General features: G+C 51.3%; 21 protein-coding genes and 1 pseudogene. 8 read left to right on the top strand and 14 right to left on the bottom strand.

The window, feature by feature from the left end; genetic code table 11:
* From NST99_RS04240 to NST99_RS04220, 5 genes and pseudogenes are all read right to left on the bottom strand, one after another.
* Positions 1–1086 (bottom strand): ABC transporter substrate-binding protein, encoded by a 1086-nt coding sequence (locus NST99_RS04240; RefSeq protein ID WP_341089894.1) that lies wholly within the window; start codon positions 1084–1086, stop codon positions 1–3.
* Between the two features lie 297 nt (positions 1087–1383).
* Entirely contained in the window at positions 1384–1728 is a 345-nt protein-coding gene (locus tag NST99_RS04235; RefSeq protein ID WP_341089893.1) for a DUF2294 domain-containing protein, read from the bottom strand.
* A 359-nt stretch (positions 1729–2087) separates the two neighbouring features.
* Positions 2088–2279 carry a GH36 C-terminal domain-containing protein gene (locus NST99_RS04230; protein ID WP_341089891.1) on the bottom strand — a complete coding sequence of 64 codons (192 nt, stop codon included), beginning with the start codon at positions 2277–2279 and terminating at the stop codon, positions 2088–2090.
* Positions 2260–2976, bottom strand: a pseudogene (locus tag NST99_RS04225) (glycoside hydrolase family 36 N-terminal domain-containing protein); the annotation flags it as partial. The pseudogene NST99_RS04225 and the gene NST99_RS04230, both read right to left, overlap by 20 nt.
* Positions 2963–5515: a beta-mannosidase gene (locus NST99_RS04220; protein WP_341089890.1), complete on the bottom strand. Its 2553-nt coding sequence runs from the start codon at positions 5513–5515 to the stop codon at positions 2963–2965. The pseudogene NST99_RS04225 and the gene NST99_RS04220, both read right to left, overlap by 14 nt.
* A gap of 196 nt (positions 5516–5711) precedes the next feature.
* Here NST99_RS04220 and NST99_RS04215 point away from each other — a divergent pair, with 196 nt between their 5' ends.
* From NST99_RS04215 to NST99_RS04190, 6 genes are all read left to right on the top strand, one after another.
* Entirely contained in the window at positions 5712–7052 is a 1341-nt protein-coding gene (locus NST99_RS04215) for an ABC transporter substrate-binding protein (RefSeq protein ID WP_341089889.1), read from the top strand.
* 124 nt (positions 7053–7176) lie between these two features.
* Positions 7177–8070, top strand: coding sequence for a carbohydrate ABC transporter permease (locus tag NST99_RS04210; RefSeq protein ID WP_038586119.1), 894 nt, complete (start codon positions 7177–7179; stop codon positions 8068–8070).
* Between the two features lie 2 nt (positions 8071–8072).
* Positions 8073–8906 carry a carbohydrate ABC transporter permease gene (locus tag NST99_RS04205; RefSeq protein ID WP_038586116.1) on the top strand — a complete coding sequence of 278 codons (834 nt, stop codon included), beginning with the start codon at positions 8073–8075 and terminating at the stop codon, positions 8904–8906.
* 24 nt (positions 8907–8930) lie between these two features.
* Positions 8931–10751 carry a cache domain-containing sensor histidine kinase gene (locus NST99_RS04200; RefSeq protein ID WP_341089888.1) on the top strand — a complete coding sequence of 607 codons (1821 nt, stop codon included), beginning with the start codon at positions 8931–8933 and terminating at the stop codon, positions 10749–10751.
* Positions 10752–10777: 26 nt separating this feature from the next.
* Complete coding sequence (locus NST99_RS04195) at positions 10778–12274, top strand: response regulator (RefSeq protein ID WP_341089887.1); 1497 nt, start codon at positions 10778–10780, stop codon at positions 12272–12274.
* Between the two features lie 13 nt (positions 12275–12287).
* Positions 12288–13025: a spermidine synthase gene (locus NST99_RS04190; protein ID WP_341089886.1), complete on the top strand. Its 738-nt coding sequence runs from the start codon at positions 12288–12290 to the stop codon at positions 13023–13025.
* 30 nt (positions 13026–13055) lie between these two features.
* Here the strand turns inward: NST99_RS04190 and NST99_RS04185 are convergent, their stop codons facing one another.
* The 3 genes from NST99_RS04185 to NST99_RS04175 form a co-directional block, all read right to left on the bottom strand.
* The gene (locus tag NST99_RS04185) at positions 13056–13397 is read right to left on the bottom strand and encodes a nuclear transport factor 2 family protein (protein ID WP_341097547.1); all 342 of its coding nucleotides are present in this window, start codon (positions 13395–13397) and stop codon (positions 13056–13058) included.
* A 215-nt stretch (positions 13398–13612) separates the two neighbouring features.
* Positions 13613–14500 carry a serine/threonine protein kinase gene (locus tag NST99_RS04180; RefSeq protein WP_341089884.1) on the bottom strand — a complete coding sequence of 296 codons (888 nt, stop codon included), beginning with the start codon at positions 14498–14500 and terminating at the stop codon, positions 13613–13615.
* Between the two features lie 50 nt (positions 14501–14550).
* The gene (locus NST99_RS04175; RefSeq protein WP_341089883.1) at positions 14551–15165 is read right to left on the bottom strand and encodes a hypothetical protein; all 615 of its coding nucleotides are present in this window, start codon (positions 15163–15165) and stop codon (positions 14551–14553) included.
* A 306-nt stretch (positions 15166–15471) separates the two neighbouring features.
* Here NST99_RS04175 and NST99_RS04170 point away from each other — a divergent pair, with 306 nt between their 5' ends.
* The gene (locus NST99_RS04170; protein ID WP_341089882.1) at positions 15472–16224 is read left to right on the top strand and encodes a 3'-5' exonuclease; all 753 of its coding nucleotides are present in this window, start codon (positions 15472–15474) and stop codon (positions 16222–16224) included.
* A gap of 220 nt (positions 16225–16444) precedes the next feature.
* Entirely contained in the window at positions 16445–17209 is a 765-nt protein-coding gene (locus NST99_RS04165; protein ID WP_341089881.1) for a MerR family transcriptional regulator, read from the top strand.
* Between the two features lie 117 nt (positions 17210–17326).
* Here the strand turns inward: NST99_RS04165 and NST99_RS04160 are convergent, their stop codons facing one another.
* From NST99_RS04160 to rbsK, 6 genes are all read right to left on the bottom strand, one after another.
* Positions 17327–17896 (bottom strand): PepSY domain-containing protein, encoded by a 570-nt coding sequence (locus NST99_RS04160; protein ID WP_341089879.1) that lies wholly within the window; start codon positions 17894–17896, stop codon positions 17327–17329.
* A 106-nt stretch (positions 17897–18002) separates the two neighbouring features.
* Positions 18003–18602, bottom strand: a complete 600-nt coding sequence (locus NST99_RS04155) for a PepSY domain-containing protein (RefSeq protein ID WP_341089877.1) — start codon at positions 18600–18602, stop codon at positions 18003–18005.
* Positions 18599–19963: a sensor histidine kinase gene (locus NST99_RS04150; protein WP_341089875.1), complete on the bottom strand. Its 1365-nt coding sequence runs from the start codon at positions 19961–19963 to the stop codon at positions 18599–18601. The genes NST99_RS04155 and NST99_RS04150 overlap by 4 nt, the downstream gene beginning before the upstream one ends.
* On the bottom strand, positions 19960–20652 hold the full coding sequence (locus NST99_RS04145; protein ID WP_341089874.1) for a response regulator transcription factor: 693 nt from the start codon (positions 20650–20652) through the stop codon (positions 19960–19962). The genes NST99_RS04150 and NST99_RS04145 overlap by 4 nt, the downstream gene beginning before the upstream one ends.
* Positions 20653–20990: 338 nt before the next feature.
* On the bottom strand, positions 20991–21755 hold the full coding sequence (gene aroD, locus NST99_RS04140; protein WP_341089873.1) for a type I 3-dehydroquinate dehydratase: 765 nt from the start codon (positions 21753–21755) through the stop codon (positions 20991–20993).
* A 43-nt stretch (positions 21756–21798) separates the two neighbouring features.
* The gene (gene rbsK, locus NST99_RS04135; RefSeq protein WP_341097546.1) at positions 21799–22716 is read right to left on the bottom strand and encodes a ribokinase; all 918 of its coding nucleotides are present in this window, start codon (positions 22714–22716) and stop codon (positions 21799–21801) included.
* Positions 22717–22785 lie beyond the last annotated feature (69 nt).

Here is a 22785-nt window from a genome sequence, read left to right as displayed (position 1 = left end):
TTAGCCGCCAATCTCACGGTTGAAGCGGTCCGTCCACTCTGTAATGTGCTCGTTCACGAAGGACATATCCAGCTTGCGCAGCTTGCCGATAACATCCGGACCGTACGTTACGCCCACAGCTTCTTCAGGTGTCAGCTTTACGTTCATATTGACAGGGGAATCGACCTTTGCTTTGGCGGATGCCGCCTGCACTTCATCGCTCAGCTGCCAGTTGATGAACTCTTCGGCAAGCTCTTTATTGTTGCTGCCTTTGACAACGTTGACTGTATTCATTACGGCATAAGCACCTTCAGACGGTGCGATAAATTTGGCGTCAGGCACAGCAGCCTGCAGATCCTTGAAGTACATTTCCATAATCGGACCACCGGCAATTTCCTCCTGGCCGAACATGTTCACATACTCGGAAGTCTGGCCATAGTATTTAACAACCTTACTGTCCAGCTCCTTCAGCTTCGTGAATGCTGTATCCTCGTTGAAGTCCGCATTGCCCGCCGCAAGAGATGCCGCATCTACAACCATTGGACCTGCTGTAGCTGTAATTGCCGGCATCGCCAGGTTTTTATCAAACTTCGTCCACAGATCGCTCCAGCCGGTTACGTCACCTTTAACCAGTGCCGGATTATAGGCAATTCCCAGGCGTCCGATCGTATACGCAGGACCATATTCTGCACCCAGCGGGGCTTTGGCGATATCATAAAGGTTCTGGAGATTCGGAATCTTGCTGCTGTCGATCGTTTCGAATAAACCTTCATTAATTGCCTGCTGCGCATAATAGTCCGACAGATAAATGACATCCACATCGGAGCTGCCTTGACGGATTTTGTTCAGACGCTCGGCGTTGTTGCCGATTTCCACCACGATTTTCACATTGTGCTCTTTCTCAAACGGCGCATAGACCGATGCCTTGAAGAAATCTTCCGAAAAACCCCAGGTGGAGACAACCAGTTCCGTAGGCTCGCCCGATTGTGCCGTTTCCGGTGCAGCTGCGTTATTTGTTCCTGTGTTGTTCGTCGAGGTATTGTTGCCGCAAGCAGCAAGCACAGCAGTCAGTGTAAGGGCAAGGCCCGCATTCATTATTTTTTTCATTAGAATAACCTCCCAAGTGTAATATGCTGTACAAATCCAGTCTTCATCCTATAGTTGCGGCAATTTCAGTTCTCTTCATTCCAGTGAGCTTCTGGCGGAAAACGGTTTGGCAGCACCTCCTGTTGGTAGTAAAAGCTTGATTCCCCTTATTTTTTCATAAAAAAAAGAAAAGCATTCTTGTAGGAACAAGAACACTTTTCTTTGTATAAACAAAGCAAAGAGCTACCCGTAATAGAAGGACGGTCTTCGCTTAAGATAGATCAAAAACGAAAATCCGCAGATATCATGTTGAATCTGTCATTCTCCGGCCAATATCATATTCGTAAAGGCCCACCCCGTCGGTGCGTCATAATCCCTGAGCAGAACCTCAATCGTTAGTCCCATCTCTGCTTCAAGTCTTTCCTTGAACCTCTTCTTAAACAGCAGTGACATCCGAAAATCCACTTCCTGCTTAAGTTCAGGCGCTTCGCCTTCCAGGGCGGTCGACCGGGGAGATCTGCGGTGCTTGGCGTGAAAGGTAATGACCCGCTGATCGACAGTAACGCGGAGCAGGGTCGTCCCGAAACCAAACAAATCCTTAGCGATCTCATTGTAGATCTGGCACATTTTCTTCTTCTGCTCGCTGTTTTCCAGTTCTGCCATGAAACCACCTTTGAAAACAGAATATCGTACAATTCCTTCGATAGCAATTGTTATTATACATAAATATCGCATTTTCAGCAACAAAAAAGCAATAACTTACATGAAAGTTACATTAAACACGAACAATTAGGGTTTTCAGCAGGCCAATGTTTAGAAAAGTGCTCCGATTTCAGACGCACTTTCACCTCTGATTCCGCTATACAACCCGCCTACACCAAATTCAGATGCACTTCTACCTCTCATTTCCCCATATTGCCCGCCTACGCCAAATTCAGATGCACTTTTACCTCTCAATGGTCCCCCAAACAAAACAAAAGAAGCCAAGTCCCCCTGGCTTCTCCTGTTCTCCCAAATGCTAATTACGGTTGTGCCCTTAAGCGGAAACATCCGCTCACATAGTCCTGCTGGATGTCCGGCAGCGCCAGCCCGGCCTGCATCAGCCGGTCACCGCCGAAGACTTCACCGCTGTCTGTAAGCGTGTAGTCATAGTCGGGGTTCAGGCCGCTAAGCAGCAGACTGCGGCGAGGCGGGCTTGCCGAACCAGCCGTCATCGAGCACAAACAGCTCGATGCCCAGCTTCGAGCCTTTGGCGGCGATCTCCACCAGCTTGTCGGCATTGAAATTGAAATAGGAAAGCCGTATACCTCGCCCTGGTGCTCATCTGTACCCGGCTTGGCCAGCGCGGCAAACGGATTGTGCTGATGGCTGCTCATTCCACGGCGGGACTGGAGTGCGGTAGTGCCCTGTTCCAGCCGTCTGCGGGTCAGGTTGGCTTCCCGCGACCAGCCGCCGGAAAGATAGATCAGATCGAATTGGCCGTCCTCCGGGAAATCGACGGAAGCGCTCAGCGCGCAGCAGGTCAAGCGGCGCCTGGCCGTCATTAACAAATCCTACCGAGCGGGCAATCACATCCGTGTCACGATATACGGTATAGCGTAAAATGACGTTCAGCGACGAGTAATCATCACGCAGCGTAATTTCCAGCGTATCTGCTTCTTCAGGGGACTCCACATACACGGAAGGAAGTCCGGCGAGCGTTGGCTTGCCCTGCAGTACACGGTATCCGGTGTACTGCAGCTCAGTAATCCGCGTGCCGTCCGCAAGCTTGGCCTGATAAGCCGGCACACGGAAATCTCCCGTGCCGTACTGGGGATATTCCTGTGGAAGCCGGTCCAGGCCGGTGCCCGCCCCGAGATGCGGCAGACCACCCAGGTTGCCGTCCTGGCGCAGTTTTTTACCCCAGGTAATCTTCCTTCACATAGTCAGCCATCGAATGAATCTCAAGCCCCTTTGGCGCTGCCGGAATGAAGTCCCGATCTCCATTGCCCCGCAGCATAAACTGCACCGTCTTCGGCTCACCCGGAAGCAGATCAAAGAAGTTATCCGAGAAGATGCCTTCCTCTTCCGCAGTCAGGTATACCCCTCTGGCCAGCACATCGCTGCTGACCGTAAAGTCCAGGCTGCCCGGAATCTCGGTCACCGTAAGAACCGGCCGGTTCAGCTTGCTGTCCTTGGCCGAAGCAAAGTAATGCTCCTTACGCTCCAGTAGGGAGCCGTCCGCCAGCAGAGAAGCCACCAACACCACCTGCTTCGGATCGTTACTCTGCAGCAGTTCCGCAGTCGGCACCGCGAAGACCACCGCCGCCGAATCGGCCTCCAGCTGAACCGGCGGCGTCCATTCACGCAATAGCGAGCCGCTGAAATCATACAGCCGGAGTACCAGTTCACCAGCCAGTGCCTTTTGAAGATCTGAAACGGCATGCACTTGCAGGTTCTCCCCATCCATCTCTTCAATAGAGAGCATAAGCTCCTGGAAGCTTTTGCGCACCGTATATTGCAGCGCCTTCCAGCGGCCGTAATAATCCATGCCAGCCCAGGAAGCCACCGGCCAGCAGTCGTTCATCTGCCAGTACAGTGTTCCCATGCAATACGGCTTGTTTCTTCTGTGGCTTTCAATAGCAATTCTCATCGCCTCTGCCTGAAGAATCTGACTCATATACAGGAATGACCTGAAGTCCTTCGGCTGCGGCAGGTAGATGTCCATATACTCTTTAATGATCAGGTTGCCCCGTCCATTCTTCTGGTGAGCCAGCATCACTTCCGATTCCAGCTCCATATCCTCTTCCTCCGCGTAGCTCAGCACCGATTTCAGCTCAGGAAAGGACTGGAAGCCGTATTCGCTCATGAAGCGGCCAACCTTGACGTTATAGTTCTCAAAAGGCTCAATCCCGTGCCACACACCCCAGTAATGAATATCGCCCTCACCCATGATTCGCGTCGCATGCTGATCTTGATCAGTAGTAAGTTCACGAAGCGGAGAGGACGGCCAGTAATCAGCACCCGGATGATAAGCCGCTACCGCTTCCGGCAGAATGCGGTGGAAGATTTCTTCATAATAACCCCAGAGCGTTTCGCGGATCTCGGCGCTGTAGCCTTCTTTCCAGCCCCAGCCCATGTTATCCTCATATTGCGACCAGGCGGAGTCAATCTCATTATTGCCGCACCATAGGGCGATGCAGGGATGATTGCGCAATCTGCGTACGTTGTATTCTGCTTCCTTCCGTACATTCTCAAGAAAAGGCTCATCTCCGGGGTACATGCTGCAGGCGAACATGAAATCCTGCCAGACCAGCAGCCCATACTCATCACACAGCCGATAAAAAACTTCCTCCTCATAAATCCCGCCGCCCCACACCCGCAGCATGTTCATGTTCGACTCTACCGCTGTGGCAATCTCGTGCCGGTAACGTTCCTCCGTTATTTCCGTGGTAAAGCTGTCGTTCGGTATATGGTTGGAGCCCTTTACGAATAACGGCACGCCGTTAAGCTCAAACTGAAACGAAGCGCCCTTTGCATCAGGTTTGCGGATCAGCTTGATCTCCCGCAGCCCGGTAGTTACTTCTGCACTGGACAATACCGTAGCGCTATCCAGCAGCTCTGCCCGGAAGGTAGTTAAATGAGGCATACCCAGCCCGTTGCACCACCATAACTCCGGCTGATCAACGACAATATCCATCTCCACAGTCTGCTTGCCGGAGAGCGCAGAAACCGCTTGCATCCATTCTTGTCCATTAGCAGTCGTGATCCGCAGCATTCCCTCGCAAGCTTGCGGAGCTTCAATCTCCACGACAGCTGTAAGCCGCGCCTCTTCCCGCTTAACTTCATTCTGGCGGATATAGAGATCCGTAATGGCTGCCGCATCCCGGCCTTGCAGCACCGCTTCCCGCCAGAGTCCGCTGGTAAGAAATCTCGGGCCCCAGTCCCAGCCATAATGATAGGGCGCTTTGCGGGCAAACACGCTAATTCTCTGTTCTTGCAGTCCGCCCAGCTCTGATTGATCATTGGGCGCCGGCAGATCATACCCCAGCTGCGCCAGCTTCGGCAGGTCTTTCTTAACTACGGAACGGAATTTCACGAGAATTTCATTGTCACCGGCCACCAGCAGCCCTTTGACATTTACAGTCCAGGCCCGGAACATATTGTCTGCTGAAAGCGCATGCACATTATTCACAAAAACATCGGCATAGGTGTCCAAGCCCGCAAAGACCAATTCCGTAATGGCCAGGCTCTGCCATTCTTCTTCCAGCCGCAGCTTGCTTCTGTACTCCCAGTCCTTCTTGTCGATCCATTGCAGCTCATGCTCGTTCTTTCCATAGAAGGGCTGCGAAATAAGTCCATTGCGGAGCAAATCCGTGTGCACCGTTCCCGGCACAACCGCCGGAAGCCACGTTTCGTCACCGCAGGCTCTAAATTCCCAGTTTGTCAATTCAAGATGATATGGTTTCATAAGTCCTCCCTATTTCAGCAAAATTCATTTGTTTCATTATATTTTGTTATCTTATTGTTAGCAACAAAGTAATTATAAACCCAGAAAGAAAACAAATAAAGACAATAAATAATAATTGAATACATTTAATGCTGGAATCAATGACGCTATAATGATAATGTAAACGCTAACATCAAAACGAAAAGGGGACAACGCAATGAGAAACAAGTTATTTTCGTTATTTTTTGTTATCACCATGACTTTCTCTTTATCTCTGACAGGCTGCGGATCGAACAATAATAACAACGCAGCTAAAGCCACAGATGAGCCGGCTGCAACCAAAGCACCAGAGAATTCCGGCAGTGAAGCAACTACTGAGCCGGCGGCTGGAAGCGGTTCCGACATTAGCGGAAAGATTACCTTCCTGACTAACAGAACCGATATGATCGGCAAAGAGTATGACGAATATGTTAAACGTTTTAACGAGAAGTATCCGAACATAAAGGTCGAGTTCGAAGCTTCTCAAACGGACTACAACCAGCAAGCCAAGGTCAGAATGGCCAGTGGTGAGCTTCCCGATGTGATGTTCATTCCTTCCATTCCTAACTCCGATCTTCCGAAATATTTTGCTTCCCTGGACGATCTTGGCCTGAATGATCAGATCACCTTTAAAGATTTCAAATCCTATGAAGGCAAGCTTTACGGAATTACCACAGGTAACTCCACCACTGGAATTGTCTACAATAAAAAAGCCTTCGCCGATGCAGGCATCACCGAGGTTCCGAAGACTTGGGATGAATTCCTAGCTGCCTGCGAAAAGCTTAAAGCCAAAGGTGTCGTTCCGCTCGCTTCCAACTTTAAGGACAAATGGCCGCTTAACGATTGGGTGTACTCTGTTCCCCGCGTGATTGCAGGCAACCCGGATTTCCCGAACGAAAAGCTGACCTCCGAAACACCTTTCACTATGGACAACGGCTACGGAAAATCACTCAACCTGCTTAGAGAGCTGAACGAAAAGGGCTATCTGGAAAAAGACATCAACTCTACCAACTGGGAACAATCGAAGAAGGACATTGCCTCAGGCAAATTCGCCATGTACTTCCTTGGCAATTGGGTCATCAATCAAGTCATCGGCGCCGGCACCACTTCTGACAACGTAGGTTTCTTCCCGCTTCCTTATGACAACTCAGGCAAAATTACTGCACCGCTCAGCCCTGACTTCTTCTATGCTGTAGCCAAGGACAGCAAAAATCCGGATGCTGCCAAAGCGTTCGTGAAATGGATGATCGAGGATTCCGGTTATGAGGATTTTGCCGGATTTATCTCCCCGCTGAAGGGCAAAGAATCCAAGCTGACTCAACTGAAGGAATTCCAGGCGACTGGCGTAACCCTGCAAGAGGGTACAGTGGATGATGCCAAGGTAACAGAAATTACTAACAAGGCACAACTCGACCTGCCGGCTATGGTACAGGAATTCGTCCTGGCCAAGGACCCGCAATCCGTCTTCGACAAATGGAACAAAGCCTGGGCCAAAGCCAAAAAAGACCTCGGCTATTGATCTTTAGCAAGACCAGTAACGTTAGAACCTAGCAATCCACCGGCGCAAAATGGATTATCGCTTTCTCCGGATAATCCATTTTGTCGTCATTGACCAACGCGCTATTCAGAAAGAAGGTTAAGCGATGTTCGGAACATTATCCTATAACAAACAAAAGCTCATTATCATTGTATCCTTCCTGCTGATTCCCCTGCTCCTGCTGGCGACATTCACTTATTATCCAGCCATTAAACTGGTCTATTACAGCTTTACCAACTGGGACGGGTACAGCCCCGAGAAGCCTTGGGTCGGTCTGGACAATTACCGCGAGGTTTTTGGCAATCCTGATATTTTCAAGGTGTTCACCCATAACTTCGCCTACTTTGCGATGGGGATTGTCCAGAATATTGTCGCCATTTATTTCGCCGTCGTGCTGAACAGCAAGCTGCGGGGTAAAAACGGGTTCCGGATTATGCTCTTCCTGCCTTATATCATGAACGGTGTAGCCGTGGCCTTCATGTTCGGCTATGTGTTTGATACTACCAATGGTTCACTCAATATGTTCCTGAACAGCATCGGCCTCACCGGACTAGGACAGACCAGTTGGCTCGGTACTGAAGGATTGGTGAACTACTCGCTCGCTTCCACTGGTTTTTGGCGGTTCATGGGCTACAACATGGTCATTTACATTGCCTCCCTGCAGGCGATTCCGAAAGACATTTATGAAGCAGCCAAAATAGATGGTGCAGGCTCGTTTCAGACGCTGTGGAGAATTACACTGCCAAATATGAAGCCCGTCATTCAATTGAATTTATTCCTGACCGTAACCGGCGCGCTGGAAGTATTCGATCTGCCGTTTGTGCTGACGAAGGGCGGCCCGGCGGGTGCCAGCCAGACTTATGTTCAGCGGGTAGTAGATACCGCATTTGCTTTTAATAACTACGGCCTGGCCTCAGCGATGAGCGTTATCCTGATCTTCATTGTCGTTGTCGTGCTCTTGCTGCAGCAATTGGTTCTTAACCGGGGAGGAGATAAGTAGCCATGGAACATTCCAAACTTAGCCTAAAAGACATTTTTAAATACTTCACGCTGCTTATCGGCGTATTCGTCGTACTCTTTCCGCCTTATGTCGTGGTGGTCAACGCCTTCAAATCAACCGAGGAATTCAACAGCAGCAGTTCCATGGCTCTGCCGCGCAGTTTCTTCAACTTCGATAACTTCGTGACTGTGTTTCAGCGTGGCGGACTGCTCAGCGGCTTCGGCAACGTACTGATTATTATCATTATTACATTGACCCTGAACATTCTGTTTGGGACAATGGTGGCATATGTACTGGGGCGGTTCTCTTTCAAGCTTAAGCCGATTGTCTTCGGCGCTTATCTTGTGGCGACCATCATTCCAAGCATCACTACTCAGGTAGCGACCTTTGGCATCATCAAAAGTATGGGCCTCTACAACACCTTGGGTGCTCCGATCGTACTCTATATCGGAGCAGACGTCATTCAGATCATCCTGTATTTGCAGTTCATCCGCAACATCCCCGTTGATCTCGATGAGAATGCGATGGTTGAGGGTGCATCCCTGTTCAAAATCTACCGTTCGATTATCTTCCCGCTGCTGTCACCGGCGACGGCAACATTGATTATTTTGAAGACGATCAGCATCTACAATGACATGTACATCCCCTATCTATATATGCCAAAACAAAGCCTCGGCGTCGTTACCACCGTCCTCATGCGTTTTCAGGGGGTCAATACGGCCGATTGGAATTTGATCTGTGCAGCCATTCTGCTTATCCTGCTGCCGACAGTCATTCTTTACTTCTTCCTGCAGCGTTATATCTTTGAGGGGGTAACCAGCGGCGCCGTCAAATAGGGGGTACGGAAAGGAATAACCATAGTGGTCTCTTACATCCGGAGAATTGTTCGCAGCATGTGGCTGTTCCTGGCCAACCTGCCGATGGAGCGGAAGCTGATTGTCGTATTTATTTTTCTGATCTCCCTGCCAATCACTTACGTCAGCTATCTTTCTTCACGCTCCACCTTCAACTCGGTGCTGTCTAGCTCCACAAAGAGTGCCGGACAGATGGCAGACAGCGCTTCGGATACCATAGACCGGTATGTTGCCGATCTCAAGCGGTACACGGCGCTGCCGCTGTACAATACCGATGTTCAGTTCTACCTGGAGCAGCGTAATACCGATTGGGAAAAGAACACCAGCATGTCGATGTTCCTGAGCTATTTGAACCATACGAAAGAACAGATTATTGCCGTATACTTAGTGGACAAATACGGTTCCGTTTTTTTTGACAGGGCTCCCGGCATCAATGAATTGTTCCCGGCGGAACGGCTGGCGCAGTGGCAGAGCCTCACTGAGGGGGCCGGTGCAGCTCCGGTAGTCCAAGGCAGGCATACGATCCGTGTAAATTCCGGCGGCCACAAAGAGGTGTTCAGCGTTCTGCGCACCATTACTTCGGTCAGCACGCTCAAAAATATCGGAATCCTTGTCTTCGACATTGACATCAACAACCTGTTCAAGGGGATCGTTGATCCTGTAAACGCCGTCACCCAGGGCAATACGCTAATCGTGGACGACAAGGGCGAATTAATGTATGACGGTGAGCATGTGGACGGCCAAGAGACCCAGAAACAGCAAAAAAACGCACAGTTGCTGCTGCAGAAGGCCACCGCTCCAAATGGCCACTTTCAGATCACTTTGGATGGCCTTGATGTTCTTGCAGTGTACAGGGTATCCCAGAAGACCGGTTGGACAACCATTGTCTCCATTCCGCTGGACCGCATCCTCTCCCCGGTGGAGAAGAACCGCAACCGGCTGATTTTCACTACCCTGTCGATTATTGCATTCGCGCTCGTCGTTGCCACTTTTATTTCCCATGCACTGACCAAACCGCTGAAATCGATGGTCCGTCTGATGAAGCAGGTGCAGCACGGCAATCTGGATGTCTGGCTGCATCCGAAATATAATGACGAAATCGGGATGCTCGGCAGCCACTTCAACCGGATGATTATCCGGGTCAAGGATCTGCCTCAGGAGGTCTCCCTTACGGAGAAACGCAAACAAAAGGCAGATATGCGGGCGCTGCAGAACCAGATTAACCCGCATTTTATTTATAATACGCTGGAATCCATCCGCATGCTGGCGGAGAGCAGTGATGACCCCCGCGTCGCGAAGCTCACCTATCTGCTCGGACTGCAGATGCGTTACGGCATTGTCCGCAGTGAAGAAACCGTTACGATCCGGCATGAGCTGGATCATGTGCGTAATTATTTGCATCTGCTGCAAATCCGCTTTCCGGATAAATTCCGGCTCAATATCCATGTGCCGGAGGAATTCCTGCCGCTGCCGGTGATCAAGCTGGTCTTCCAGCCGATTGTCGAGAATGCCGTTTTTCACGGGCTTGAACCTAAGGAGGGACCGGGCACACTGAACATTACGGCTTGGGAGGAGGACGGTAAAACTGTATTTTGTATCGAGGATGACGGAATAGGTATGGATGAGGATACCCTGCGCGCTTTGAACAACAGTCTGATGGGCGGGGCAGACGGTGAAATGTTCGGAATCGGTCTGCGAAATGTGAATGAGCGCATCCGTATGCATTACGGCAGCTCCTTCGGATTACATGTGCAGAGTCAACTTGGCACAGGAACCCGTGTGACCTTAAGAATCGAGGATCTTTCGGACGATCACAGCGAAGAATAATATCATTTCAAAAAGGGGGACTCGGCTTGCTGCGTATTGCGATTGTAGATGATGAAGTTCTAATTCGCGAAGGTCTGGCACGAATGATCAGCAAAGAGAGCAGCACCTTCGTTGTCGCCGGTATTTATCCGGACGGCAAACATTTGCTTGATGCGCTCCCCTCCCTCCACATTGACGTTGTTATAACCGATATCCGTATGCCGCAAATCGACGGGCTGGAGCTGATCCGGCAGCTTAAAGCAAACCACCCCGGAATTCGCAGCCTGCTGATGAGCGGATTCGTTGAATTTAATTATGCCCGGGAAGCTATCCGCAGTTCAGCGGTAGATTATCTGCTCAAACCTATCAACAAAGAACAGCTCTTCGAAGTGCTGTATAGTCTGGAGAAGGAGCAGAAGCTGTTACGGGAAAAAGAAGAATGCCAGCGTACCGGCCTGCTGCACTCCCTGCTGCATATCGAGGACCCCTCTGCCGTTCTTTTAAGCGGCCTTACCTTGCCCCAGTCTTATTTCACGGTCTATGCCCTTAAAGGAAGCTCCCGGGAAAAAGTCTGCGGAATTGCAGACAGTTTGCGGCAAGAGAAGGCGTTCGTCCTCGATACGCTGGAAGTGCAGAAAGGGCTGCGGGCATGGATCTGTTATTCCCCGCTGCCGCTCACCCCTGAAGAATCACGCCAAATCGGAGAGATTATCGGCGTTGCAAGCAAGGACCAGCGTCTCCATGCGGGAGCCAGCCGCTCCTACGATGACCCGGGCAAATTTAGAACAGCCTATCTTGAAGCCAAGCTGGCCTGCGATGCAGGGATTTATAATCCGCTGCCGCTGCATTATGTTACGATTAGAGAGCTCCAGACACCAGTGCAGGCTGCCGGTGATCCATTCCCTCCATTCCGGGAGCCGCTGATCCATGAGCTGCAGATTCTAAATGTGGCCGGGGTGCTGGAAGTACTGCACAAGCTATTCTCTGTGCTGGAGCTGCAGCAGGCTTATCCCGACTTGATCCTGCGCACTTGCCGGCAGGTCGAGGATACTGCCCGCAAGGAGCTGCAGGAATTTGAAGCGGTCTACCGAAAGGACTGCAGCCAGCGGCTGGAAGAGCAAATCGAAGCCTGCATGGCCTTTGCTGAAATTGAGGAACTCTTCACCTCCTCCTTCTTGGTCGCGCTGAACGAAATCCGCAAGCACCGGCTGGAGATGTCCGGTACGGCCATTGAAACGGTCAAGCGCTGGGTAGCGGCCCATTATAATCAGCATGCCGATTTGAACATGCTGGCCGGTATGGTGTTTTTGACGCCAAGCTATTTAAGCAAGCTGTTCAAGCAGGAGACTGGGCTGACCCTGACCGATTATGTAATTGAAATCCGCATCCGCAAAGCGAAGCAGCTGCTGAGGAATGCGCCGGATCTGAAGGTGCACGAGATCGGCACCGAAGTCGGCTATCCCGACCCTGCTTACTTCAACAAGCTGTTCAAGAAGGTTGTCGGTGTTACGCCGAACGAATATAAACGCATTTCGCTCGTATAAGGAGAATGATACCTTGCATCCAGAGTTCCTGAACTCAAAGAACACCCCCGAAATCCAGGTGTACGAAACGACAGAGTTATATGGCGAGAGAGGCAGATTCCGCGTGCTGCAGTTTTCGGGAGACGCTATTCAGGGTGCCCTTGATCTGGACCACCCCCGGCGGGTGGTCTTTGAATATCCGCGGGCAATGATCCATCTAATGGAGGCTGGCGAACCTTATTTCGAAGATGTATTCCTGATTGGACATGGGATTGGAACGATTGCCGGTTATTTTGCGGAGAAGCGCTTTAAAGTGGCTGAAGTGAATGCGGAGGTCGTGAAGCTAAGCCGGCAGCATTTTGGCTACAGCCAGGATAATGTCATTGTCGGGGACGGACGGCGCATTCTGGAGGGCGAGCCGGAACGCCGCTATGACTTCCTTCTTCTGGATGCCTTCACCGCTGACGGCACTCCCCGGCATCTGGTCTCCAGCGATTTCTTCGCCCTGGCCCGTTCTAAGCTGAACAGCCGCGGCTCCATCATCATGAACCTGATGGGCAGAAGCGAAAAGGACCGCCTGATAGGGGCCATCCACACGACTTTAGCTGGGGAATTCGCCTATATCAAAGCCTTTGCCCTCCCTTCGGAGGGCACCGCCGACATCCGCAATATCATCATCATGGGCAGCGGCAAGCCGATCCGCTATCAAACCCGGCAGATGGCCGGGTTTGTGGAAGTCACCCTTGGCCAGGGGCATGTGATCCGGGACTAAGCATGGACAACCTATATGTTTCAATTAACCTTATCCTCTCACCGGGGTTCCTTGATGAAAAAACATCTGCCACCGCCCATCCCTGAATTTCCAGATTGAACTGCGCAGTGTCTCTCCACCTGTCTCTTCGTTCATGATCCGGTAGGTGGCCAGCAAAGCCTCCCCGGATAACGGATGAAGTTCGAACCCGCTCAGGGTCATTCGGACCTCGCCCGCTCCTTCTTCCCCCAGCAAGTCCTGCTTATGCCATACCTTCCCGGAGCTTCCGAATTCAAAAAAATCGTCTGCCAACAGTCGCGACAGTTCATCCGGCGAAGTGCGCACCTCGGTGTTCAGCAGCTTCTCTTCCAGTTCACAGATCTGCTTGGCCATTGCGTTCAGTTCCTTGTATCCTAAGCCTTTTTTTTCAAGCACTGTAATCCTTCTTTCTGCCACTATTCGTACCCGGGAAATCTCGCCCTACAATACACCGTTCATTCCACCAAATATCCGGCCAAAAACATTTTTGTTTTGCAGTGGATTTATTCGCAGCTCTCATTCGGTATTTCTCTTCCCGTTCGCAGATCTGTTTGTTCAGCGTAGATTTATTATCCATCGTTTGCTTCCTTCCTCGCCTTATCCCATTCCGCCTTGAACTCCGAGACACTCCGGTAACGCTGAGCCCGCTCTGGATCTACGGCCCGCAGCGCAACCTCGTACAGCTCCGGTCCCGCTTCCCATTTATCCCTGGAACGGTCACTTTCTCCACCCAGCAGTACGAAAGCAGCAGCCCCCATATTATATACATTGGTGATTTGGTCGATTGGGGCATCCATGAGGTATTCTTCCGGTGATTTGAACCGTTTGGAACCCCATAGCTGCTCTCCCATGCCGTTGAAGAAGGGCTTAGGTTGATAGAAATCAATATCGCAAATTGCTGTACGGTCCTTAGTGAAATCATAGAGAATGCTTCCGTCATAAAAATCTACAGCTACATATCCTTTAGACTCTATGTATTCATGAAAGCCAAAGATGACCTCCAGTGAATCCAGCCGTTTCTCCGTGGACAAGGCCCTATAGCGGTAAAAAGGCGATTCGGGATCACTATACTTGGCCGCTCCGCCAAAAGCCCAATGCGAATGCAGGCACTCGCCTTCCGTCCATTCAAAAACCACTGCATATCCCGTTTCCACAGGACCATGAGATAACAACTGGATTAGCGACGGATGCCGCAGCTCCTCATAGAGAGGAACCGCCTGAATCAATCTTTCAACCGCTTCCGCAGGATCACCATGGAATTGCATCGTTTTCGCTCCGGCGAACTTCACAAAAACCTTGCATCCGTCTTGCTCAACCCCAAAGCTGATATTTCCGGAATCCTGCTCATCAAACACCCGGAACACCCGCCCCATTGCCGTCAGCCAATCAAAAGAGTAGGCCTCCTGCAGTTGAAACGTAGCCTCGTCAATTACAAATCTATATCCGTTTCCGCTCATCGTCTGCCTCCTGTGCATTTGCTCTTCCCTTAAGTTTCATCAGCAGCCATTCAGGAACTGAAGTACAGCTCCAACATGGCAAAGCTCTGTTTCAGACTCAGGCTTCCATCCACCTCCAGCACTTTCAGCTTCCGTGCTTCAGCCTCCTCCTTCACCCTCGCTGCAAACAGGGCGTCCCGCTTCATCCAATTGCGGAATGCGATCCCAGAGTTCTCAGTCTCCTGCAATATGTCATGAATCCACTCCCGCCTGCTGTAATGCTCCCATTGGAACTGTTCCGTAGGGACAATCCAGATCGCCTTGTGATTATTCTTCATCAGTGGAGCTACGAGTCGGGGCAGCAGCTGGTTTCCTTCCACCACAACCGCTTTCTCTCCCATACGTGCCAGATCGAGCAGCACAAATGTGAAGTCCTCTTGGAAGCATTCGATATATGTATTCAGTTGCTCCTCAACTTTCCTTGTATAAAAAGCCTCGTTCATCGTCAGCCTGGTGACCCGGTGTATTGCAGGCTGCTGCTCCCGCGAAATCTGCTGCACATGCTCATGAAAGTGCTCATCGCAAGCATACAGCGCCAGCCCATATTTATCAGCGTACATTTTAGCCAGCGTGCTTTTGCCGGTACATGCCGAGCCGCCGATCCAGTAAATCTGTTGGTCCTGCATTACTGATCCTCCCACTGTTTAACTTGTTCGTAAGTATTAATCATTGACCTCCCCCAAAAATATATCAATTACAATTTCCCAATTCACGCCATCATGCTTACTTATTCTTCCAACCTTCTCCCTTATCCTTCTTCCCGTTTACCACGGCTCCTCATCACTCTTCAATACAAAAACAGCCTTAGCCGCACACCCCGGACGGCAATTTCCCGTCTTATTTCCCATTCCTCCGCTTTTTTTGCTAAAATAGAAGGGTCGGCGCATTCTTCAGCCTGTAAGGCGCCAGTCACTGAAACGGAGGCATTACCTGTGGATTATATTATTCTGGACATCGAATTCAACGGCCGCAAATTTGCCAGCGAGCATCCTATGGAGGTCATTGAGATTGGAGCCGTCCGGTTAGACGCTTCATTGCAAGTTAAGGATGAGTTCTCAGCCTTAATTAAACCTATATACTTCTCCACCCTGAATTCGTTCATTAAGAAAAAAACCGGCATTCCCCAAGAGGATATCGACGTCGCCGACCGTTTTCCCAAGGTCATTACCGCCTTTAGAGCCTGGCTGGATCAGAGCAGTGACGGAGTGCTGCTTCTGACCTGGGGCGGTGAGGATATGAAGCGGATCATTCAGGATATCCGGATGCACAAAATGGATGATTCTTACTGGATGGCTGCAACCTATTTTGATCTCTTGAAGGGCGTGCTTCGTGCCCGCGGCCTCAGCAATGATATCAGCGTCGAAGGTGCGATGACCCTGTTCGGGCTTGAGCCTTCCGGTTCCGCTCACCGGGCGCTGGACGATGCCAAGATGACCGCGGAGATTTTCCGCGCTGTCTTTAACGACCTGGATTTTGAGCGGTCCCAGCATTACAAGGACACCTTCTCCAACGCCAGAGAACGCAAGACAGTCAAGATCGCCATCAAGGCAATGATCTCACAAAAAATCGTTCCCACCTGGGAACTGGTCGCCGAACATTACTTCCCGGGTGAAGATGCGCTGGCGGATCCCCGGAAGCTGGCAGAGCTGCGGGAATATTTCACGGCACAGGTCGGCAAGAAATAATCCGGCTTCATGTGTAATACAAGGTTAGCAGCAGTTTCCTTAGTGGACATACTATGGGGAGCTGCTTTTTTTTTGAGCGATATTCCTCACAAAAAAGTGTTTGACCTTGCCGTTGCGTGAAGGTGTAGAGTGATCTTGTAAGCAGCAAGCCGCAGCTTACAAGTATGCAATTGGGTCCAATGATACTACGCTGAAACAAGTTATGGGAGGTACAGCTATTATGGAATACACGGTGCAAAAGCTGGGAGCTTTGGCTGGCATCAGTACGCGGACATTGCGCTATTACGATGAGGTTGGTATTCTCAAGCCGGCGAGAATCAACTCCTCGGGATACCGCATCTACGGACAGGCCGAGGTCGACCGGCTGCAGCAGATTCTTTTTTACCGGGAACTGGGCTTAAGCCTCGAAGGAATCAAAGAAATCGTGACCGCGCCGTCCTTTGATGGCACCCGGGCACTGCGGGAGCACCATGACCAGCTGCTTCAGCGGAGAGAGCAATTGGATCAATTAATCGCAAACGTCGAAAAAACACTGGCCCAAAATGAAGGGAGAATAACCATGAGCAATGAAGAGAAATTTGCAGGCTTTAAGCAAAAGCTGATTGAAGATAATGAGCGTACGTACGGACAGGAAGCCCGCACCAAATACGGGGAGGAGGCTGTTGAGAAGTCTAACCGCAAGCTGAAAAACATGACCGAAGAGCAGTATGCCGCCATCCAGCAGCTTGAAGCAGACATGTTCGCAGCCCTTGAGCAAGCGATGGAGGAAGGCGATTCCGCCAGCGAGCTGGCGCAGCAGGCCGCTGAGCTGCACCGCCAGTGGCTCACCTTCTACTGGGACACTTATACTAAAGAAGCTCACGCCCACGTAGCACAAATGTATGTGGATGACGAACGCTTTACCGCCTATTATGACAAGCACCGTCCGGGTCTGGCCGAGTTCCTGAGAGATGCTGTGCACGTCTATACAGGTACAAAGCAGTAGTCTTCCACTCCGCTTGCCCGGAGTGATAAAGCAGTTGTATGATATATAAAAGCGGGGCAGCCGATATCCGGCTGCCCCGCTTTTATATAGTGTTAATTCATCTACATTTTCATGGATTCAATCATCATCGTCATCAGAATCTACATCCGTATACAGAACCTTCGCAGTATAGGCATCGACTCCCACTTCGGTCGTCACTTTGCCGTTTCTGATCTCCACTTCATATACGAAACTTCCATTGTCCCCATCAAGGTCAATTTCAGTAACTGTACCCTTTGCGGAGGCAGAAGCCGCTTCTGCCGCTTTAGCTGCGCTGATCATCGTTCCGCTTTGTGATGTGGCTGACGCGTAGTTGTCATCATCGTCATCGTCATCGGTTTCTTTGCGCACGCTTAAGATTTTACCTGTGTAGGCATCAACCCGAACGTCTATTTCCTGGTTGTTATGACGGATCTCAACCTCGTAATACGAACCGCTGATTCTCTCCTTCAGATCTATGCTCTCTACCCGGCCCTGTGCTGACTTCAGCGCATACGCCTCCGCCTTGTCCACGCCAATCAGTGTCTTGCTTTGACTTTGTGAAGCGGTCGATCCTGCAGAAGCACCCTGAACCTCGCTGATGCTGTATGCACCCCCGAACAGAATGGCTGCCGCCGCTACACTGCTCCATAATTTCATCTTCATCATTTATTGCCGCCTCCTCATGTTCAATCTGTGCTGCTCATGTATTCAATATACACGGCCCAAATGAGAGAAAGGCGGCAGTAACATTAGAAATTGATGAGAATTCTGCTTAAGGATGATCCTCATCCGGTTCTTCCCAAGCCACGGACATAATGTTTCCCGAGATCGCGTCCACCTGGACCACCGCTTCACGCCCATCCGTTGTATTCACTTCCACCAGATAAAAGGCTCCTGATTCGTTAATTTCGGTATCCACATCATCCAGTTCTCCCGGCACCTCCTGCAGCGCCAGCTTGACTGCCTCGTCTTCCGACACTGCACGCGGAGCAGCCGGGGAAGGGGATGGCAAGGCGCTGCCGCCTGCCGAAGGGTTCGAAGAAGGCAATGGTGTGGGCCGGACCTCTGCGGAAGCCAGTGGCTCCAGCAGGACAATGGAAATAATCTCACCTGTTGACCCATCCAGCTCCAGCTCATAGAGGCCCTGGCCGGTTTTCAGCTCCGCTACATAGTTCCCGGATTGCAGGGTCAGTTTCTCTACGCTGCCGGAATACTCTTTCAGCACAGCCTGTTTCGCCTGCTCCTTCGTCAATAGCTGTGCAGACTGATTTGTGAATATTTTAAACGCAGCACTGGACAGAAGCAGCACGGCAGCAATAATAATGACGGCTTTGTATATAATTTTTTTGCTCTCAGGTTTCTTTATTTTCATTGTCTTCCCCTGCTCTCAGCCGCAATTCGGATCATAACCGATGTTCCGGCGCCTTCCACACTCTCCATGGACAGCTTGGCTCCAATGGCTTCGGCAATTTCCGCAGCGAGTGACAACCCCAGCCCTGCTCCTCCGCCCTGGCGGCTTCTTGCCTCATCTACTCTGTAGAAGCGGTCGAACACTCTGGGCAGCTCCCCGCTCGGAATCCCGATGCCCCGGTCAGTAATGACAATGTGGCTCTCCTGCCCGGAGGCTCCAAGCGTGATGGTTATCGCTTCATCGCTGTATTTGCGGGCATTGTCCAAAAATATGAACAGCAGCTGTCGCAGCTTCGCTTCATCGCTGTATCCCTTGACCTCCCCCAGTGCATTGACGGTGACTTCTCTGCCATATGCATTGCGGAAGACTTTAGCCGATGCGTTGGCCAGCTCTTGCAGATCAACAACCTTCATGGACAGATCCCATTGTTCGTGGTGCTTCGCCAGCAGCAGCAGCTGCTCGGTCAGCTCCTTCATCCGAATCGCCTCGGAATGGATGGCTTCAACGGATTCATTGAACAATTCAGGATGGGTAAGTCCCCGCCTTTTGAGCAGACTGGCGTAGCTTTCAATAACCGTCAGCGGAGTACGCAGCTCATGCGAGGCGTCGGACACGAATTTCTCCTGCTTCAAATAATTACTCTCCAGCAAAGCAATCATATCGTTGAACGTGCGCCCCATTTCAACCAGCTCATCTCTGGATGTGTCTTCCAGCGTTAGTCTGCTGAATTTCCCGCTGTCCTTGATCTCCCGCATCGTAGCTGTCATTTGCACAATGGGACGCATAATCAGCCCGGACAGCACACGGCTGGAGAGCAGCAGCGGAAGCAGTGCAAAGGCGGTTGCCCCCGCCAGCACAACCCTTAGCACGCGGAGCGTATTCATCGTACTCTCCAGGCTTTTGGTCATTTGGACATTCATCACCATCCCGTCTATCCAGATGACCGGAGTCGTCACGAAAGCATAGGAACGGCCATCCACCTTGATAATCCCACTAAGCTTGTCTTTATAATATACCGGCTTCAGCCGGCTGATCTCCTGTTCCGACGCCGAAGTCACGGGCGCCGGTCCGCTCCCGTCCGGAGCCAGCAGCCGGAGCATTCCCTCAATCGGCACGTACGCCCGGAGCAGCTCAGGGGCAGCCACACCGGTTCCAACTCTTCGCATATCGGCAGCGATTTTGGCAGTCTCGGCAGCGGCCTGATCCAGCTGATTATCTGTCGACAACCGGCTGAACATAAAGTAAATGACGAGGTTCATAATGACAAGGAGTACAGCAAACAGCACGCTGGAATAAAGATAAATTTTGCTCCGCAGCTTCATGGGGAGTCCTTCAGGACATACCCGATGCCCCGGACGGTATGAATAAGCTCGCTCTGATCCCCTTGGGTAAGTTTTTTACGGACATAACGGATATACACATCTACAACATTGGTATCACCGTAATGATCGTACCCCCAAACCGCGGTCATAATCTGCTCTCTATTCAGCACCTGGCGCTTGTTCTTCAGCAAGAACACCAGCAGATCGAATTCCCTCGGGGTGAGATCAATCGTTCTGCCAGCCCGAACAACTTCACGCGTGGTTTCGTTCAGCTCAAGATCATCCGCTTTAAGCCAGCTGCCTGTCTCCTCAATGTTTCGGGCAGACGCAAGCCGCAGCGCAGCGCGGACACGCGCCAGAAGCTCCTCAATTTGAAAGGGCTTGGTGATATAGTCATTTGCCCCAAGGTCAAGACCGGATACTTTGTCTTCCACCGAGCTTTTGGCAGTCAGCATCAGTACAGGGGTAAGCGCATCATTGACCCGGATACGGCGCAGCAGCTCAATTCCGCTGAACCCTGGGAGCATCACATCAAGCAGAAGGAGGTCCGGCTGCTGTGCCTGATAGATTTCAAGCGCCTGATGGCCGCTGCCCGCAATAAATACGCGATAGCCCTCGCATTCCAGCTCAATCTGCAGCAGCCGGGCGATTTTTTCTTCATCCTCCACGACCAGGATGGATTCCGTCATTGGCAGTTCTCCCTTTCTTCGTTCCGCAAATAGATGATTTAACTACTTGGCTGCCTTCATTGTAGGGCATAACCGGGCGCTGATTCAAACCCTGCCGTACCTTGAAGATGATTTATAGTGTGAACCATATATATGTTTAACTATTAACTATCAAGTGGAAAAGGCTTCGCCGTCCTCAGAAGGACGGTATCCGTTTCAGCGAGAAATAGATGGGTAATTTATAGCGTGAAACAAATAAATCCTTATATTTCCAATAAAAAGGTGTTCCCGCCGTTTCACTGGCTTAGAACACCCCATTCTAATTGTTTCTATTGCTGCCGGACAATAAATGAACAGTTCTATAGGCTGCGGTGTAGCAGCTCCAGCACCTTCCGCAGCTCGGCAACCGCCACCTGTCCAGGGGCAGATGGCTTATGGGCCGCGCCGAAGGTAAGCGCAGAGCCGAAGATTTCCCCGGCTAGGCGGCTGATTACGCCCTCCCCGGCCATGGACATCGTAATAATCGGACGGTCCGCATACAATTCCTGCATCCGGTTTGTCGCAGCCAGCAGTGTCAGCACATCTGCCGCGCTGCATGGCATAACGGCGATCTTCGGCAGATCGCCGCCCAGCTCCTGAGCCTTGCGCAGCCGGGACACAATCTCCTCCTCGGGAGGTGTTCCCTGAAAATCATGGTTCGACACAATCACGAACACCCCGCAGTCATGCGCGGCAACGATAAGCGCCTGCACATCAGCTTCCTCATTGAACAGCTCCACATCAATGATATCGACGAGTCCACTCGCGGCTGCAGCCTTATTCAGCCGGATATAATCCTCCGTGGCGATCTGCCGCTCCCCGCCTTCTCTGGCGCTGCGGAACGTGAAAATTAGCGGAAGGTCCGGAAGACACGCCTGGATCATTTCCAGTACTTCCGTAACTGCCTCAATATTGTCCACTCCGGCAAAAAAATCGCTCCGCCACTCCACCACATCCGGTGCCAGAGCTTTCAGTGCCTCCGCTTCTTCCTTCAGCTCGGTCAATGTTGCTCCGATCAGCGATACGCAAATCTTGGGCATTCCCTCGCCCAGAGTCACATTCTTAACCGTTACAGTGCCACTCATTTACTTCAGCTCCTCATCTATCCGATCTATATCTATCCCTGGCTTACCGTTCAGCTGTTTCTTTCAGGAACTGCTCGACCTCCGGCAGCTTCGGCAGCGACGGAATTGCCCCTTCTTTGCCTACAGCCAGCGCACCAACTGCATTGGCGAACCTCACTGCTTCTTCCAAGGCCACACCGCGGGTCAGTTGGTAAGCCAGCGCACCGTTAAAGGAATCGCCTGCCGCAACCGTATCGACCGCCTGTACCGGGAATCCGGTAATATGCTGCGCGTTGCCGGATTCATTCACGAGCAGCGCCCCCTTGGAACCCAGAGTGACAATGACGTTCCGCACCCCTTTCCCCAGCAAAATACGCGCCGCCTGCTCAGCCGTCTCCGTATTATTTACTTCAATGCCGGACAGGATTCCCGCTTCGGTTTCGTTCGGGGTCAGATATGTCACATGTCTCAACATTTCCTGGCTAAGCTCTCTGGCCGGAGCCGGATTCAGAATGACCGGAATGCCGTGGCGCTGCGCAATAGAAGCCGCCTGTTCACACATCGGAAGATCCGTCTCCAGCTGCATCACAATCATTTCAGCTCCGCTGATTACGTGCTCAAGCGCCTGAATATCCGCTGGACCAAGTTCAATATTCGCTCCCGGCACAACAATAATCCGGTTCTCCCCTTCTCCATCGACCACAATTGACGCGACGCCGGTAGCCTGCGAGTTACTCTGGGCAATATGCCGGACATCAATATGCTCCTGCCGCATAATCTCCAGCAGTTCACTGCCAAAGGCATCCCGGCCGACACTTCCGATCATGGCTACCTCGGCACCAAGACGCGCTGCGGCTACTGCCTGATTGGCGCCTTTCCCTCCCGGTGACAAGGCGAAGCCTTGTCCAAACAAAGTCTCCCCGGCTTCGGGGGCGCGGCTGGTGCGTACCACCATATCCATATTCAAACTTCCGATCACCACTATACTCAAGCTTTACACCACCAATAGTTATTTTGAACAATCGGGATTTACAACCTATACTTATCTTAA

Origin of the sequence: Paenibacillus sp. FSL L8-0470, from assembly GCF_038008625.1 — a bacterium.
In the GTDB taxonomy this organism is placed as follows: Bacteria; Bacillota; Bacilli; order Paenibacillales; family Paenibacillaceae; genus Paenibacillus_AQ.
Note: the sequence above shows the minus strand (reverse complement) of the source record. Positions and strands in the feature narration are given on the sequence as shown.

Coding starts and splice junctions, on each gene's coding strand:
- aroD (WP_341089873.1), bottom strand. CDS start 21,755: ATGAGTGGCACTGTAACGGTTAAGAATGTGACTCTGGGCGAGGGAATG.
- NST99_RS04165 (WP_341089881.1), top strand. CDS start 16,445: ATGGAATACACGGTGCAAAAGCTGGGAGCTTTGGCTGGCATCAGTACG.
- NST99_RS04215 (WP_341089889.1), top strand. CDS start 5,712: ATGAGAAACAAGTTATTTTCGTTATTTTTTGTTATCACCATGACTTTC.
- NST99_RS04220 (WP_341089890.1), bottom strand. CDS start 5,515: ATGAAACCATATCATCTTGAATTGACAAACTGGGAATTTAGAGCCTGC.
- NST99_RS04150 (WP_341089875.1), bottom strand. CDS start 19,963: ATGAAGCTGCGGAGCAAAATTTATCTTTATTCCAGCGTGCTGTTTGCT.
- NST99_RS04180 (WP_341089884.1), bottom strand. CDS start 14,500: ATGAGCGGAAACGGATATAGATTTGTAATTGACGAGGCTACGTTTCAA.
- NST99_RS04185 (WP_341097547.1), bottom strand. CDS start 13,397: ATGGCCAAGCAGATCTGTGAACTGGAAGAGAAGCTGCTGAACACCGAG.
- NST99_RS04155 (WP_341089877.1), bottom strand. CDS start 18,602: ATGAAAATAAAGAAACCTGAGAGCAAAAAAATTATATACAAAGCCGTC.
- NST99_RS04160 (WP_341089879.1), bottom strand. CDS start 17,896: ATGATGAAGATGAAATTATGGAGCAGTGTAGCGGCGGCAGCCATTCTG.
- NST99_RS04240 (WP_341089894.1), bottom strand. CDS start 1,086: ATGAAAAAAATAATGAATGCGGGCCTTGCCCTTACACTGACTGCTGTG.
- NST99_RS04210 (WP_038586119.1), top strand. CDS start 7,177: ATGTTCGGAACATTATCCTATAACAAACAAAAGCTCATTATCATTGTA.
- NST99_RS04205 (WP_038586116.1), top strand. CDS start 8,073: ATGGAACATTCCAAACTTAGCCTAAAAGACATTTTTAAATACTTCACG.
- NST99_RS04175 (WP_341089883.1), bottom strand. CDS start 15,165: ATGCAGGACCAACAGATTTACTGGATCGGCGGCTCGGCATGTACCGGC.
- NST99_RS04235 (WP_341089893.1), bottom strand. CDS start 1,728: ATGGCAGAACTGGAAAACAGCGAGCAGAAGAAGAAAATGTGCCAGATC.
- NST99_RS04145 (WP_341089874.1), bottom strand. CDS start 20,652: ATGACGGAATCCATCCTGGTCGTGGAGGATGAAGAAAAAATCGCCCGG.
- NST99_RS04230 (WP_341089891.1), bottom strand. CDS start 2,279: ATGACGGCTGGTTCGGCAAGCCCGCCTCGCCGCAGTCTGCTGCTTAGC.